The following is a 16,572-nucleotide window of genomic DNA, read 5'->3' on the forward strand; positions in this document are numbered from 1 at the left end:
AGAAGTAACTCCTGCTAAATAAGTCTAAATTTCACAAAAATTTGAAAAGCAATTTCTGAAAATTTATTCTTATTTATTGGAGCTGTGCACTTCTTTCACAACCTTTTTCACGGTGTTCCCAAAACAACTCCTCGAAATAATTCATAACTGTCAAAAAATATGAAAAGCTATTTTTGTTAGTTACTCATTATTTTTTCGGAGCTGACCGCTTTGCGCCACAACCTTTTTAAAAAATCTCATCATGGGTCGTATTCAATTCCGTAATCTTACCTGTTGCCAAGTAAACAATCCACTCACAAATATTTGTAACATAGTCACCAATACGCTCCAAGTAACTAGCAACATTCAAATAGTCTGTTCCGCTAATGACTGTTTCTGGATTTGCTTCCATGTTTTTGATTGTTGCATTGTAGATTCGATTGAAATACTCATTTACACGTTGATCCATGTTGGCAATTGTCCGAGCGTCTTTTTCGTCCGTTTTAACATAGGCAACCAACACATTATCAACCATTTTCTTCACATAGTCTGACATGTCCGAGATTTCTTTTTCGATTTCAGGAATTCTCGTTTGTCCTTTGACACGAATCGTTGATTTTGCAACAGATACCGCGTGATCCGCCATTCTTTCCAAATCAGAACTTGCTTTCATAACGGTAATAATCATGCGCAAGTCTGTCGTTACTGGTTGTTGCAGAGCAATCATTTCAAAGCTTTTCTTTTCTAAACGAATTTCCATATCATTGATATTTGTATCGTTTTCGATTACTTCTTGTGCCAGGGCTTTGTCATGCTTCACATAAGAGCGAACAGACTTATGCACCGCACTACTTACCATCATACCCATTTCATAAAATTGATTATGAAGATTTAATAATTCCTCTTCAAATTGCGTTCGTAGCATTTTATTTCCCCCTTATCCGAATCGTCCTGAGATGTAATCTTCTGTTTCTTGCTTTTCTGGATTCATAAAAATTTTCTTTGTATCATTGAATTCAATTAAATGACCATCTAAGAAGAAAGCTGTCTTATCTGAAATACGAGAAGCCTGTGACATGTTATGTGTGACCATAATCATCGTATAGTTCTCTTTCAATTCTAACAACATACTTTCAATTTTTCCAGTTGAAACAGGGTCAAGTGCACTTGTTGGTTCATCTAGTAAAATAATTTCTGGATTGACTGCTAAGACACGTGCGATACATACTCGTTGTTGTTGTCCACCTGATAAAGACAAAGCACTCTTATGCAGTTTATCCTTCACATCATCCCAAACTGAAGCGGCTTTTAGACTTTCTTCAACTACTTGATCTAACACTTTTTTGTCTTTTTCGCCTTTTAGTTTCAATCCATAAATAACGTTCTCATAGATTGAAAAAGGAAAAGGATTAGGCTGTTGGAATACCATGCCGATTTCTTTGCGTAGTTCAACGGTATCAGTTTTAGGACCGTAAATATCTTTTCCCTTATACAGCACACTTCCGGTGATCGTTACACCAGGAATCAAGTCATTCATTCGATTCAATGAACGCAGGTAGGTTGACTTTCCACAACCTGAAGGACCAATCATCGCCGTAATCTCACCTTGGTTGATACTTAAGTCAATTCCTTTTAAAGCTTCTTTTTTTCCATAATATAAATGAAGATCTTTTGATGAAATAATTTCTTTTGTCATAATGAAGCCTCCGTTTTAACCAAAATGACCGGACACATAATCTTCGGTTGCTTGAATTTTCGGTCTAGTAAATATCTTCTTCGTTTGATCATATTCGATTACTTTTCCTAAGTAAAAGAATGCCGTGTAGTCACTGATACGCGCAGCCTGTTGCATGTTGTGTGTCACGATGATGATGGTAAAATCTTCTTTTAAGTTCACCAACGTTTCCTCAACTGTCCCAGTAGAAATAGGGTCCAATGCACTTGCTGGCTCGTCCAGTAATAAAATATCTGGTTTCATTGCAATCGCACGAGCAATACATAAACGTTGTTGTTGCCCTCCTGACAAGGCTAAAGCACTTTTATCAAGGTTATCTTTGACCTGTTCCCACAGGGCAGCCTGTTTTAAACTAGTTTCAACGATTTCATCTAGCTTCTTTTTGTCTTTTTCACCATGTTGCTTCAAAGCAAACGTGATATTTTCATAAATTGATTTGCTAAATGGGTTCGGACGTTGGAACACCATACCGATTCGTTTACGCATTTCATAAACGTCGACTTGGGGTGCGTTGACATCAACATCCTTATACATGATCTTCCCAGTGATTTTTGTGTTTGCAATACCATCATTCATTCGATTCAACGAACGTAAATAAGTTGACTTCCCACAACCAGAAGGACCAATTAATGCAGTGATTTTATTTTTTTCAAATTCTAAGTCAACACCTTTGATTGCTTCGTTATCACCATACCAAACATGTAAATCTTCAGTGTGTAAAGCAATGTTCTTTTCAGGAGGCATCGTGATGATATTTGTATCATTCAAATTGTATTCTTTCATAGTTTCTTCTTCTCCTTAGGCTGAAGTCATTTTACGGTATAACCGTTTCCCAATCGCACGTGCCCCAAAGTTGAAGAGCAAGACTGCAATGATCAACACGGCAGATGCTCCGGCTGACACAGCAGCGCCATCTGGCATCGTTCCTTCAGTATTGATTTTCCAAATATGAACAGCCAATGTTTCCGCTTGGCGGAAGATACTAATCGGACTTGAAACACTTAGTGGATTCCAGTTACTAAAATCAAGAGCTGGCGCACTTTGTCCTGCTGTGTAAATCAAAGCAGCCGCTTCCCCAAAAATTCTTCCAGAACTTAAGATTACACCAGTTAGAATTCCAGGTGTTGCTTCTGGAACTACGACTTTTAAAACTGTTTCCCAACGTGATAAGCCCAAAGCTAAACCAGCTTCTCGTTGTGTGTAATGAACAGCTTGTAATGATTCTTCCACTGTTCTTGTCAAAAGTGGCAAATTAAAGACAGTCAACGCTAACGCACCAGACAAAATGGAAAAACCATATTGAAACTGAATAACGAAGACCAAGAAACCAAACAAACCAACTACGACAGAAGGTAATGAACTCAAAATTTCAATAGAAGTACGAACCACATCTGTCATCCAGTTCTTGCTTGCATACTCGGATAGATAAATTCCCGCACCAAGTGATAAAGGGAAACTAATAATCATTGTAATCAATAATAAATAAATCGAGTTGAATAATTGAATACCTACACCGCCACCTTCTTGATAAGCTTTTGATGGCTCAGTCAAGAAAGACCAAGAGATATGAGGAATTCCACGCACTAAAATATATAGTAACAAAGCAGCCAAAATCAAGACAATGATTCCAGAAACGGTATATAAAATACCAGTTGCGATTTTATCGGAACGTTTTGCATTCATATTATTTTAAGGCTCCCTTCTTACCAATCATGCGGATAACAATATTAAAGAATAATGACATCAATAATAGGATCAATGCTAAGGACCACAACACATTATTTTCAATCGTGCCCATGATCGTATTACCGATTCCCATTGTTAAAATCGAAGTCAAAGTTGAAGCTGGTGTTGTTAAGCTAGTTGGCATCAACGCTGCATTCCCGATCACCATTTGGATCGCCAAAGCTTCCCCGAAGGCACGTGCCATTCCGAAAACAACTGCTGTCAAAATTCCAGGTACAGCTGCTCTAAGAACTACCTTATAAATCGTTTGCCATCTCGTTGCTCCCAAAGCTAATGATGCTTCTCGGTAATGTCGAGGAACAGACTTCAATGCATCTACAGTCATCGTTGTTACTGTTGGCAAAATCATAACAAACAAGACAAATGTTCCGGCTAAGATTCCGAACCCTGTACCGCCAAAGACGTTACGAACAAACGGCACGATCACAGATAAACCGATAAAACCATAAACGACTGATGGAATACCAACTAACAGCTCAATTACTGGCTGTAAAATTTTTGTTCCGTTTTTCGGCGAAATTTCCGTCATGAAAACTGCAGCACCAATAGCAAATGGTGTTGCGATGATGGCAGATAAAAATGTCACGATAAATGAACCTGTGATCATTGGCAATGCCCCAACCATCGGTTTTCCATCTGGACCAACTTGACTTGGATTCCAACTCGTCCCAAATAAAAAGTCGAACACATTCACTTTGTCGACAAAGAAAGTCGCTAACCCTTTACTTGCAACAAAATAAAAAATAGCTAATACCACTAAAACAATTAAAGCGATACAAAGAAAACTAATAAATTTTCCACGTTGCTCCATTTTTGAACGCTTCGATTTTGTTAATAATACTTTTTTTACATCCTCCACAGATGACTCCCCCTTGCTCAGGTTTAACATACTTGTTCAGTGTACAAAACAAACATCAATTTGGTTTTAATAACATGTAAAAGTTTCGCTAAGTTTGTAAATTTTTTGTAAAGGTTATTCAGAAATGATATTTCCTTCCCAATCACGTTCCACTTTCATCTGTGAAACTGGAATATAGCCTAATTCGCCAACGATATTATTTTGAATTTCGTCTGAAAGAATATACGCTAAAAATTCATCCGTTAACTCCGTTGGTTTTCCTTTTGTATACATATGTTCATATGCCCAAATGGTCCATTCATTTGTTGTTACATTTTCATCTGTTGGTTCCACGCCATCGATTTTAAGCGTTGCTACTTCGTCTGTTACATAAGAAAAGGCAACATAACTGATTGCCCCCGGTGTGTCGGCAACAATTTGGCGAACCATGCCGCTTGAATCTTGTTCCTGTGCCTGGATTGCAGACTCACCATCCAATACCCATTTTTCAAACGTACTACGGGTTCCACTTCCAGAAGCTCGGTTTAAAATAACCACTGCTTGATCTTTTCCACCAAGTTCTTTCCAGTTTTTGATTTCACCAGTAAATAGTTTTTTTAACTCTTCCATGGAAATAGCTGAAACGCCCACTTTTTTATTCACAATCGGTGTTATTCCAACGACAGCAACCTTGTGATCTACTAAAGCTTTTGCATCAATCCCAGACTTTTCTTCCGCAAATAAGTCAGAGTTACCGATGTCCACAGCACCAGATTGAACTTGAGATAATCCCGTTCCGCTACCGCCACCTTGGACATTAACAAATTTTCCAGGATTTTCTGTTTGATAGCTCTCTGCGACCGTTTCAACTAGCGGTTGTAATGCAGAAGAACCTACCGCTGTAATTGATTCCCCGCGATCAATCCATTTCGCACATCCAGATAAAAGAACGGCTAATCCCAATACTGGTAATAATAATTTTAATTTTTTCATTAAAAATCTCCTTTAGTCATAAAGTAATTTTATTCTAACATTTTCCTTGTTTATTGAAAATGAATCAAAATCATTAAATAACGAATTGATGAGTTATTCTTGATAAAATAAAAATAAAACTATCTCATTATTTTTGACTATGCTATACTATTTCTGAAATGCGTCTCTTGAATAAAGACTTGAGTGAACTTATTTCTTGCTTTCCCCAAAAAACAAGAAATACCCCAAAGTTCATGAAAGTAGATTGAGACGTTTTCTTCATTTCTGAGTTTATTCAGAAGTGACCCCGATAAAAAAGGACCTGGAACATAAATCAATGATTTATGCTTCAAGTCCTTTTTGCTTATTCTTCTTAAAGTAACGGTGAGACTAATCTCGCTAAGCCTTCTTTAAGTTTGATTACCGTTCCACGATTTTCATAGATTTCTCTGGTTAATTGTTTCGATACATTTGAGTCATCAAAAAATGCTTTACGTACTTGTGAAGCCATTCGTTCATCATAAACTAGCGTATTGACTTCAAAATCCAAACGGAAAGAGCGAACATCAATATTTGCCGATCCAACTGAAACGACACCACCATCAATAATCATCGTCTTCGCATGAATAAACCCGTTCTCGTAGGTTTCAACAATTGCCCCATACTCAATCAGTTCTGCTGCAAAAGAATAAGTTGCCCAGTAAACCAATGGATGGTCAGGTTTATTTGGAATTTGCAAATGAACTTTGACGCCTGCCAGCAAAGCTAGCTTGAGTGCTTCATGAATCGAACCATCGGGAATGTAATAAGGCGTCTGAATCAAAATTTCTCGTTTTGCTAAAGAAATCATTTTTAAATAGGTCATCTTGATCTGTTCGTGTTCCGAATCCGGCCCGCTGGTCACGATTTGAACAGCCATCTCCCCTGTTGAATCAATCATTGGGAAAAAATTGGGCGAATAGCTGACTTCATTTGTGTGTTGAGAATTCCAGTCCATCAAAAATCGATTTTGTAAACTGTAAACAGCTTCGCCATAAATTCTTAAATGATTATCACGCCAATAACCAAATTTTTTGACCAAACCTAAGTACTCATTTCCCACATTAAATCCACCTGTATACCCAATCTGTCCATCAATTACAACGATTTTTCGATGATTTCGATAATTGATTCGCGGATTGATGTATGGAACAAATAATGGAAAAAAGAATGCGACTTCTCCGCCGTTTTTCTTTAATTCATCAAAAAAACTTAGTGAAACCTGCGTCGATCCCCAAGCATCTAATAAAACCCGCACTTTTACGCCTCGTTGTGCTGCAACAATCAATGCATCTCGCAGTTCTACGCCTAAATCATCACTTCGATAAATATAATACTCAAGATGGATATGATTTTGTGCATGATTGATATCATCAATCAACGCATCAAATTTTTCACGACCATCTGTAAACAACGTAACTTCGTTTTGCGTCGTGTATAATGTTCCTTCTGAAACAGTCAACATATAAATCAGTTGCCTGACATCGGCTTGTCCTGTTGGTGGATGGGGATACAATCCACGTTTTAATGCACGTTTATCTTCTTCAATTTCCAAATTCATCCCAATTTTTCCTTGCATCTTCAAATCAAAAATTTTGTCTTTTGAAATTCCCCTACCAAAAAAAATGTATAGAATAAATCCTAAAATCGGGATAAACATCAACACAAGTAACCAAGCCCATGTCTGTGCTGTTTCTCTTCTTTCACGAAACACAATGATTAACGATAATAAAATGTTCGCAATCAAAATGATCGTAAAAAAATTATCAACAATCACCTTCATGGATTCACCTCTTCATTTTCTAACCTCCTAAGCATAACCAAGTTTTTTTTTAAAGTAAAGAGAAAAAAGAACACGCTTCAATCCACCATTTTTCAGTATTCTTTTCGACACAACAAAAAAACATTGCACCCACTTTTCATGAGTACAATGTTCTTTTACTTTGAATGATTGATTAAATTTTCAAGAATCGTCTCATTGAGATCGTCGATCCTAAAGAACCAATGATTACGCCGATACCAGTCATCAAAACATTGATTTTCCAAACAAAATCAGCTGGTTGCAACAAGGAATAGTTCGAGCGTAGTAACGATGGATTAACCAATTGGAAAATTTCACGATAACCAAATGTTAAAATCAACATTGGAATAATTGCTCCAATCAAACCGATCCAACCGCCTTCTAAGAAGAACGGCCAACGAATATAGCCATTTTTTGCTCCAACTAATCGCATAATTTGAATCTCTCTTTGACGAGATAAAATTGTAATTCGAATCGTGTTAGAGATCAAGAACATAGCAACAAATAATAGCAACGCTGCTGCTGCTAATCCCCATGTACGAACAGCTCCCGCAATTTCAAAGATTCGGTCTGAAGAAGTGCCACCGTAATCTGCTCGGTAAACGTTAGACAATTTTGCCGCTTCTTTTGAGACATCTTTGGTGTAAGAAGGTTCTGTTGCACTTACCACGTATACATCATATAAAGGATTGCTATCTCCTTCAAACAAATTCCATGAATCACCCATTGCTGCTTGGATTTTTTTCAATTCTTGGTCTTTACTTGAAAAAGATACTTTTTCAACATGGTCAAGCTTTTCTAATTCTGTTCCTAATTTTTTGATATCCGCCTCTTTTGTACCAATATCAACAAAAACTGAAACATCTACGTTTCCTTCAATATCTTGTGCAAGTTTAGTTGCATTCATAATAACAGCCATAAAAATACCAACAAGTGCTAAAGTGATTGTTACCGCACTAACTGAGGCAACAGTCATCCAGCCATTACGTTTCAAGCTTTTGATACTTTCTAATAAGTGGCGGAAAAAGGTTCTAATCATCGTATCCGTATTCCCCTTCCGCTTGGTCTCGAATAATTCGGCCGTTTTCAATGGCGATTACCCGATGACGAATTGTATTTACGATCGTACTGTTATGTGTTGCCATAACAACTGTCGTTCCTTGTGCATTGATGCGGTCAAGAAGTTTCATGATTTCCCATGAATTTTCAGGATCTAAGTTACCTGTTGGTTCATCTGCAATCAAAACCTTTGGTGTGTTTACAATCGCGCGCGCAATCGCAACACGTTGCTGTTCCCCACCAGATAATTCACTTGGAAAAACACGTACTTTATGTTTTAAACCAACTAAATCCAAAACTTCCATCACACGTTTTTTAATTTCACGTGGTTTACGACCAATTACTTGCATAGCGTAAGCTACATTTTCATAAACAGTCTTTCGCGGCAATAATTTATAGTCTTGGAAGACGATTCCAATTTCTCTGCGTAAATAAGGAACTTCACGATTTTTGATAGCCATCAAATCATGTCCTGCAATAGTCAATGTTCCTTTAGTTGCTTTTTCTTCTCGGTACATCAATTTGATAAATGTAGATTTTCCTGCTCCTGATGGTCCAACTACATAAACGAATTCTCCTTGATCGATAACGACCGAGAGATTGCGGATGGCAGTCGTACCATTGGAGTACTTCTTCATTACATCCTTCATTTCAATCATGGCATTCTCTCCATATCTTTTTCAGTCTTCAGCCATTATAGCATGGCAATGTTTCAAGTTGCTTGCAAAATTTTACAATTTTATGTCAATTAAATAATAATCCACTAATGTTATACCAGATGCATTTTTAAATAAGCATCAATAAATAAGTCTAAGTCACCGTCCATGACCGCTTGAACATTCCCAGTTTCTGCATTTGTGCGGTGATCTTTAACCATTGAATAAGGATGGAATACATAGGAACGGATCTGTGAACCCCAGCCAATTTCTTTTTGTTCACCACGTAAAGCTGCAGCTTCTTGTTCTTTTTTCTCTACTTCAAGTTGATAAAGTTTCGCCTTCAACATGCCCATAGCTTGCTCTCTATTTTTTAACTGAGAACGTTGTGCTTGGCTTGCAACCACCGTTCCAGTTGGGATATGTGTGATTCGCACAGCAGACTCTGTTTTATTGATATGTTGTCCACCAGCTCCACTGGCACGGTACGTATCAATTTTTAAATCATCTGGATTGATCTCAATATCAATTGTCTCATCCAGTTCAGGCATGACATCTACCGAACAAAACGAAGTATGACGTCTTTTAGCTGAATCAAACGGTGAAATTCGAACTAACCGGTGAACACCTTTTTCAGATTTCAAATAACCAAATGCATTATGCCCTTTGATTAACAAAGTGACGCTCTTGATTCCAGCTTCGTCTCCCGCTTGGTAATCCAAGATTTCCACTTGATACCCATGCTGTTCTGACCAACGTGTATACATGCGTAACAACATGCTGCCCCAATCTTGTGATTCCGTACCGCCTGCTCCAGGATGTAATTCCAGAATAGCATTGTTTCGATCATACGGTCCATCAAGTAACATGGCTAACTCATACGTATTCATTTTTTCATTTAATGCATGTAACCGTGTCTCCAGCTCTGTTTGCATTTCTGCATCTGGTTCTTCTTGTAATAACTCCGTCAAAAGTTCTAACTCTTCCAATTCACCTGCTAAAGAATGAAATTGGTCGTAAGCTTCTTTATTCGCATTATTTTCATTAATTACTTGTTGCGCAGCAACACTGTCATCCCAAAAACCCGGTTCAGCCATTTTGTACTCAGCTTGTGCAATCGATTCTTCCAGCTGATCTAAGTCAAAGAGACCCCCTAAAGCTTGTGACCTTCTCTTGCATGTCAGCTAACAAATTACGAATCTCAAAAATTTCCATGTTTGCTTCCTTCTTTCTCTGGACAATCGTTTTCGTCTTCTTTTCACTTCTTTTTCTAGTCTACCAGAATCTAAAGATAACAGAAAGAAGGTGAGACAAATTCTTTCTAAAAAGAACTTCTCTCACCAGCTTCTTTCTATTTAAAAATGATTATGCTTCATTTTTTCCGTGGCAGTTTTTATATTTCTTTCCACTTCCACAAGGGCAAGGATCATTTCGTCCAACTTTATTCACTTGAACTGGTTGTTTTTTTGCACTTGTATTGCTTTTTTCTTCCGCACTTGCTTCGGTGGCATGTGAAGCTTCACCTTGAGAAACTTGTTCTCGTTGAACATTTTGGCGAATTTCAGCTTTCATGAATAAACGAGTTACTTCATATTCAATTGCGCCGACCATATCTTCAAACATTTTATATCCTTCTGTTTGATATTCAACTAACGGATTATTTTGTCCATACGCACGTAACCCAATTGATTGACGTAATTGATCCATTGCATCAATATGATCTGTCCATTTCGAATCAACCACACGTAAGATAACAACTTTTTCAAATTCTAAGAGTTGTTCTGGACCATTTAAATGGTTGGCTTTTGTATTAAACACGTCTTGTGCTAACTCATTTAAATAAACTTTCATTTCATCTGGTGTTTTTCCTTCAAGATCTTTCACGCTGATGCTGTCTTCGTGAACAATTGCATTCCCCGCAAAATCGACGATTCCTTCAAGGTTCCAGTTTTCTTTTTCTAGTTGTGTGTGTGCATCTACTACTCGACTAATTGTTCGTTTGACCATATTCATCAATGGTTGAGACAAACTATTTTCTTCCATGATTACATCTTGACGTTGTTTATAGATTACTTCACGTTGTTCACGCATCACATCGTCATATTGTAAGACATTTTTACGCGTATCATAGTTATTTCCTTCTACGCGTTTTTGAGCAGACTCAACTTGCTTCGTTAGCATTTTACTTTGGATAACCGCATCTTCATCCCCAATTTTCATCCGATCCAAGAAAGCTTTGATTCGTTCTGAACCAAAACGTTTCATCAAATCATCTTCTAATGAAAGATAAAATTGTGACATACCTGGGTCTCCTTGACGTCCAGCACGTCCACGTAACTGATTATCGATACGACGAGATTCATGACGTTCTGTACCAATAACAGCTAAACCACCTAATTCACGTACACCAAGACCTAGCTTGATATCTGTCCCACGACCAGCCATATTGGTAGCAATCGTAACTGCACCTTTTTGACCAGCATTCATAATAATTTCAGCTTCTTTAAAGTGATTTTTAGCATTCAATACTTCATGTGGAATCCGTTCACGGTTCAACATATCTGATAGTAATTCAGATGTTTCAACCGCAACTGTACCTACCAAGACTGGTTGTCCTTTACGATAACGGTCTTTGATATCCTGAACAACTGCGTGGAATTTACTTTCCAATGTTGGATAAAGTAAATCTGCACGGTCATCACGAATAACTGGGCGATTCGTTGGAATTTGAATAACTTGAATGTTATAGATTTCTCTGAATTCTTCTTCTTCTGTTTTCGCAGTACCAGTCATCCCAGAAAGTTTTTTGTACATACGGAAATAGTTTTGGAATGTGATTGAAGCCATTGTTTTTGTTTCGTCTTCGATTTCCACGCCTTCTTTTGCTTCGATTGCTTGGTGAAGCCCATCAGAGTAACGACGTCCATCCATGATACGACCAGTAAATTGGTCAACGATCATGACTTTTCCGTCTTGAACCACATAATCAATATCAAGTAACATGATGTAGTTAGCACGCAATGCTTGATCTAAGTGATGTGTCAAAGCAGTATTTTCAAGATCATATAAGTTTTCTAATCCAAAAGTTTCCTCTGCTTTTTCGATTCCCGCTTCAGTTAGCCCAATGGTTTTTGATTGAACATCGATTTTATAATCTTCTTCTTCCTTCAAACGTTTAACGAAGTTATCTGTTCTTGTGTATAAAGCAGTTGATTTTTCTGCTTGTCCTGAAATAATCAATGGTGTTCTTGCTTCATCAATCAAAATTGAATCCACTTCATCGACAATCGCATAGTTCAATGGTCGTTGAACCATTTGATTACGATAAACAACCATGTTGTCACGCAAATAGTCAAATCCTAATTCATTATTTGTACTATAAGTAATATCACAGTTATACGCTTCACGTTTTTCATCAGCTGATTTTGAATTGATATTCAAACCAACGCTAAGTCCCAAAAAGTTATAAAGTTCTCCCATTTCAGTTGAGTCACGGGTTGCTAAATATTCATTTACTGTTACAACGTGTACCCCTTCACCTGACAATGCATTTAAATACACTGGCATAGTCGCAGTTAACGTTTTACCTTCACCAGTACGCATTTCTGGAATGTTCCCATCATGAAGAACGATCCCACCCATCAATTGGACGTGATAAGGGTATAAGCCCAAGACACGTTTCGCTGCTTCGCGAACAACGGCGAACGCTTCTGGCAATAGTTGGTCCAAAGTTTCACCTTTTTGATATCTACCTTTAAATTCATCAGTTTTTGCTTGTAATTGCTCATCAGTTAAAGCTGCCATTTTATCAGCGTGTAATTCAACTTTTTTAGCAATGCTATCTAAACGTTTTAGTTCTTTTTTATCATTTTCAATGATTGAACGTATAAAATTGGCCATTCGTTGTATAATCTCCTTTTTCTGCAGTATCCATCTCGCTTATGTAGACTCTCCTATCCATTTTATCATTACTTATAGATAATTGAAATATCTTAGCTATATTATTCTCTGAACTTCTTTATTCTTAATAAAAATACAGCTTCTTTATGTAAAAAAACCCTTGTGGTATCTAATCAGACACCACAAGGGTTTAAAAAATAGTTATTTTTAGTCAGTTTCAATTAAACCGTATTTTCCATCTTTACGACGGTAAACGATACTTGTACCATTGGTTTCAGCATCTTCAAAGATAAAGAAATTGTGTCCTAACATATTCATTTGTAAGACAGCTTCTTCACTATCCATTGGTTTCAATGACAAACGTTTTGTACGAACGATATCTAATTCAGATTCGTTTTCGCCTTCACCGTTTTCTTCATTGAATAATACTGCAGCACTTGCAGTATTCATGCCCGTTTCACGAGATTTGCGGTTGATTTTTGTTTTAAATTTGCGAATTTGACGTTCTAATTTATCAACAACCAAATCAATACTTGCATATAAATCTGGTGAAGTTTCTTCCGCACGTAATACAAGATAAGGTAATGGAATCGTTACTTCCACTTTTGCTGTTTTTTCAGTATAAACTTTTAAGTTTACATGGGCTGTAGCATCGGGTGCATCACTGAAATAACGTTCTAACTTGCCTACTTTTTTTTCAACATAGTCACGAATCGCTTCAGTTACTTCGATATTTTCGCCGCGTACATTATATCTAAACATAAAAATTACCCCTTTCGTCTACCACAATCAAGAAGGAGAAGGACCACTCTTTCCCTCTTCTTATTTATATTATATCGAACTCTAATCTATTTGCAAACTAAATCGCTACCAATTTCACGTATTTTTTAGTTTTTCTTTTATCGTGCTAAAGAAAACGTCCGAATTTTAGTTGGTTGATGCTCTGCAAGACAAGCCGCAGCATGAAATAACGTCTGTCCTGTTGTATACACATCATCAATCAATAAAATTTTACATTGCTTGATTTGCTCCGGCTCAACACGTAAAGCGAACGGCTGAGGCATTGCCAGTCTTTCTTCCCGAGAATGTTGTGTTTGAGTCGACTGATGTTTGACCCGGTCAAGCAATGACTGAAAAGTTACCCTAGCCTCGGTCAACATCTGACTCACTTGATTAAATCCACGTTGTGCCAACCGCTCATTTGATAATGGAATCGGACAAAAAAGATAATCCGGAAATCTTTTTGGTAAACTTTGCCACTGCTTTTCAAACGTTTTAGCCAAGCGAACATCTCCAATAAACTTGTATTGTTGGAACCAAGCTTGCATCGCTTCATCATATTGAAAAAAACTTCTATGGCAAAAATCATATGTCGGGTAACGATTTTTCCAGTAAAGACAATCCGTGCAAAATGTTTTTTGACTTTGTGCAAATTGTTTCTCACTCTCTAACAAACTTTTTTGGCAACCATCACAACTGTTTACTGTGGACAAAGGAGTAAATAGTTTGGCACATTGCCAACAAAGTTCACTCGATTTTTTCGGTTGAAGAAGTTCCTTAATGGTTAAATTTTTAATGATTGATTTTTGACAATAGCAGCATTTCATTGTAAGAGTTTCCCCGCTTTGTTCATCCTTTTGATTTCTTTCACCGCTTTTTTGATTGCACTCGTTTTTTCATGATAAAAGAAACAGACTTGACTATTACTGAATTCTCCCTTGCGATCAGCTCGACCAGCAATTTGGACCAATGAAGATTTCGTAAAAACTTCATGTTCTGCCCCTAAAACAATAACTGAAATATTTTCGAAGGTAACACCTCGTTCAAGAATCATAGTAGTTAAAAGCACATCATATTTTTGCTGCCGCATCGCTTGTACTTTCTCTGGACGCTTTTCATCTTTTGAAGATACAGATGAAATTTTAATTGTTGGTAACCATTCTGCTAATTTCATTTGCAACTCATTCATCAACTCAATACTTGGACAAAACAATAAGACATGATTTTTTTTTACTAGTTTTTGGATTGCTTTGATTAATGGTTCCATTTTTTTTCGTTTGTTTAAGCATCGGCGCCAATTACTCCAGAAAATGAGTCGAGGCTCAGGTAACAATCGTTGATGAAAACGCAGAGGTAAGTAATGAATCTGAAACGTTCGTTTGATTTCTTTTAACAGACGTTCATCCGGTGTTGCCGTCAAATAAATCAATTGTCCCTCAGGTTTCTTTGCTGTTTCTGTTGCATACCGAAGTCCTTGATCGATAACATAAGGAAACGCATCAATTTCATCAACCACTAGCAAATCAAACGCATGGTAAAAACGATACAACTGATGAGTCGTACAAATAACGAAGGAACTAAACGCATAGGGAATCTGCTGTTTGCCATGAAGTAAAATGATTTTTTCTTCTGGAAAAACTGCAGTAAAACGTAGCCATAGTTCCTGGCACACGTCCACCCGCGGTGAAGCAATCGCAACTCGTTTCCCAGTTGCTAGCAACAATTGCAGAAGTGGATACAGGATTTCTGTTTTACCAGCACCGGTCACTGCCCAGATTAAATGATGATCCGTTACCTGCGTAGTCAAACGATGAGCGATTTTGGCTTGTTCTGTCGTCAATGTTTTCTCCCAAGTAAAAACTATTTGGCGTGGAAACAGTGATGGCTGTTCAAACAGCCATAATTCTTGGGTCGTATCGTTTCGCCCCAAAAGCAAACAATGTGGGCAATAATAGTCTTCTTCATTTAGCTTGGCTTCTTGTTGCTGCGTAGTTCTTCCACATCGTTGACAAACAATCTGTTTATTTTGTTTTACTATACCTACAATTCGTTGATAGGTGGCTTGGTTCAGTATTTCTTTTGGTAGTTGGGCGACTTCTCTCGTTAATAGTCGCCTTCCCCAAACTGTTTTATATGGCATTTTGCTTCCCTAAAAAAAGATACGCAAAAAAAGTGCGAGGCATTTTCAAAATGAAAAAACCTCACACTTTTTAATTCGTCAGTACTCTTTATTTATCACCAATTAATGTCAAAGCTTGTTGTAACACTTTTTCACCATTCATCATACCGTAATCAGCCATGTTGATGATATCTAATGGAATTCCTTTTGGCTCAACACGCTTTTCAAAATCGCCTTTCATAAAGCGAACTTGTGGGCCTAATAATAAAACATCAACGTCTTTGCTTGCTAAATGATTATCTGCATCAGAAGCTGATACTGCAAAGATGTCTGTATCTAACCCTTGTGCTTCCGCAGCTTTTTCCATTTTAGTTACTAATAAGCTCGTACTCATACCAGCTGAACAGACAAGCATAATTGTTTTTTTTGACATTGTTAATCTCCCCTTTTCTAAGCCAAGGAACGTAACCGCTTTCTCGTCCCTATGAACCTATTATAGCTAAAAGATAACAATTGTCAACGTTTTCTGAATACGGTTAACTAATCGAATAACCAACTTGATTTTACTAATTGATTGAACACGATATATTCCTTTGCCAAATTAACAACAACAACTTCATACCCTGCATTCAACCAACCGTAAGCACCTTTTTCCGGATGACGGTAATCATTTGCCCACCAATCCGTAGTCTGTCTGGCAGACTTTGGAAGCCCACTGTTAGGAAATAACAACTCATCCATTTGAGTAAACGTCAAAGTAATTTGCGAACCACCATTATTTTTTATGTAGTGGGTTATAGCATCATATTTTTTCACACGTTCTTTCATTCCCAACTTCACCTACCTTTCCTTTATTATCGCATAGTCCAGCATTTGCGCAACCATTTCGGAAGTTGAAACATCAAAAGATTTTTCATATACTAAAGAAAGTAACTCTTCATTTGAAAT

At 37.3% G+C, this 16,572-nt stretch carries 16 protein-coding genes; all 16 read right to left on the minus strand.

Going from position 1 to position 16,572, the window contains the following annotated elements; all coding sequences use genetic code 11:
• Positions 1–226: 226 nt before the first annotated feature.
• Positions 227–904, minus strand: a complete 678-nt coding sequence (phoU, locus tag AB3I20_RS06895) for a phosphate signaling complex protein PhoU (protein WP_067483819.1) — start codon at positions 902–904, stop codon at positions 227–229.
• A 12-nt stretch (positions 905–916) separates the two neighbouring features.
• On the minus strand, positions 917–1,675 hold the full coding sequence (gene pstB, locus AB3I20_RS06900; RefSeq protein WP_067483817.1) for a phosphate ABC transporter ATP-binding protein PstB: 759 nt from the start codon (positions 1,673–1,675) through the stop codon (positions 917–919).
• A 15-nt stretch (positions 1,676–1,690) separates the two neighbouring features.
• Positions 1,691–2,497, minus strand: coding sequence for a phosphate ABC transporter ATP-binding protein PstB (gene pstB, locus AB3I20_RS06905; protein ID WP_075491427.1), 807 nt, complete (start codon positions 2,495–2,497; stop codon positions 1,691–1,693).
• Between the two features lie 15 nt (positions 2,498–2,512).
• On the minus strand, positions 2,513–3,397 hold the full coding sequence (gene pstA / locus AB3I20_RS06910) for a phosphate ABC transporter permease PstA (RefSeq protein ID WP_067483814.1): 885 nt from the start codon (positions 3,395–3,397) through the stop codon (positions 2,513–2,515).
• Between the two features lies 1 nt (position 3,398).
• The gene (gene pstC / locus AB3I20_RS06915) at positions 3,399–4,319 is read right to left on the minus strand and encodes a phosphate ABC transporter permease subunit PstC (RefSeq protein ID WP_067483811.1); all 921 of its coding nucleotides are present in this window, start codon (positions 4,317–4,319) and stop codon (positions 3,399–3,401) included.
• A gap of 114 nt (positions 4,320–4,433) precedes the next feature.
• Complete coding sequence (locus AB3I20_RS06920; RefSeq protein ID WP_067483810.1) at positions 4,434–5,291, minus strand: phosphate ABC transporter substrate-binding protein PstS family protein; 858 nt, start codon at positions 5,289–5,291, stop codon at positions 4,434–4,436.
• A 352-nt stretch (positions 5,292–5,643) separates the two neighbouring features.
• Positions 5,644–7,092, minus strand: a complete 1,449-nt coding sequence (cls, locus tag AB3I20_RS06925; RefSeq protein WP_067483809.1) for a cardiolipin synthase — start codon at positions 7,090–7,092, stop codon at positions 5,644–5,646.
• A gap of 172 nt (positions 7,093–7,264) precedes the next feature.
• Positions 7,265–8,149, minus strand: a complete 885-nt coding sequence (gene ftsX / locus AB3I20_RS06930; protein ID WP_067483808.1) for a permease-like cell division protein FtsX — start codon at positions 8,147–8,149, stop codon at positions 7,265–7,267.
• Positions 8,142–8,828 carry a cell division ATP-binding protein FtsE gene (gene ftsE / locus AB3I20_RS06935; RefSeq protein WP_067483807.1) on the minus strand — a complete coding sequence of 229 codons (687 nt, stop codon included), beginning with the start codon at positions 8,826–8,828 and terminating at the stop codon, positions 8,142–8,144. Before ftsE ends, ftsX begins: the two co-directional genes overlap by 8 nt.
• A gap of 110 nt (positions 8,829–8,938) precedes the next feature.
• A protein-coding gene (gene prfB / locus AB3I20_RS06940) for a peptide chain release factor 2 (protein WP_179189241.1) occupies positions 8,939–10,040 on the minus strand; the annotation gives its coding sequence in 2 pieces (ribosomal slippage) (positions 8,939–9,967 and positions 9,969–10,040; 1,101 coding nt in all).
• A 150-nt stretch (positions 10,041–10,190) separates the two neighbouring features.
• A complete protein-coding gene (secA, locus tag AB3I20_RS06945; RefSeq protein WP_071868689.1) occupies positions 10,191–12,725 on the minus strand; it encodes a preprotein translocase subunit SecA in 2,535 nt (844 codons plus the stop codon).
• A gap of 207 nt (positions 12,726–12,932) precedes the next feature.
• On the minus strand, positions 12,933–13,487 hold the full coding sequence (raiA, locus tag AB3I20_RS06950; protein ID WP_067483801.1) for a ribosome-associated translation inhibitor RaiA: 555 nt from the start codon (positions 13,485–13,487) through the stop codon (positions 12,933–12,935).
• 137 nt (positions 13,488–13,624) lie between these two features.
• Positions 13,625–14,008 carry a ComF family protein gene (locus tag AB3I20_RS06955; RefSeq protein ID WP_368027127.1) on the minus strand — a complete coding sequence of 128 codons (384 nt, stop codon included), beginning with the start codon at positions 14,006–14,008 and terminating at the stop codon, positions 13,625–13,627.
• A 320-nt stretch (positions 14,009–14,328) separates the two neighbouring features.
• The gene (locus AB3I20_RS06960; protein WP_368027128.1) at positions 14,329–15,645 is read right to left on the minus strand and encodes a DEAD/DEAH box helicase; all 1,317 of its coding nucleotides are present in this window, start codon (positions 15,643–15,645) and stop codon (positions 14,329–14,331) included.
• Positions 15,646–15,733: 88 nt separating this feature from the next.
• Positions 15,734–16,057: a PTS sugar transporter subunit IIB gene (locus tag AB3I20_RS06965; protein WP_067483795.1), complete on the minus strand. Its 324-nt coding sequence runs from the start codon at positions 16,055–16,057 to the stop codon at positions 15,734–15,736.
• A gap of 107 nt (positions 16,058–16,164) precedes the next feature.
• Complete coding sequence (locus AB3I20_RS06970; RefSeq protein WP_067483793.1) at positions 16,165–16,452, minus strand: hypothetical protein; 288 nt, start codon at positions 16,450–16,452, stop codon at positions 16,165–16,167.
• Between the last annotated feature and the right edge of the window lie 120 nt (positions 16,453–16,572).

The organism is Enterococcus sp. C50, assembly GCF_040887505.1.
Lineage (GTDB): Bacteria > Bacillota > Bacilli > Lactobacillales > Enterococcaceae > Enterococcus_B > Enterococcus_B thailandicus.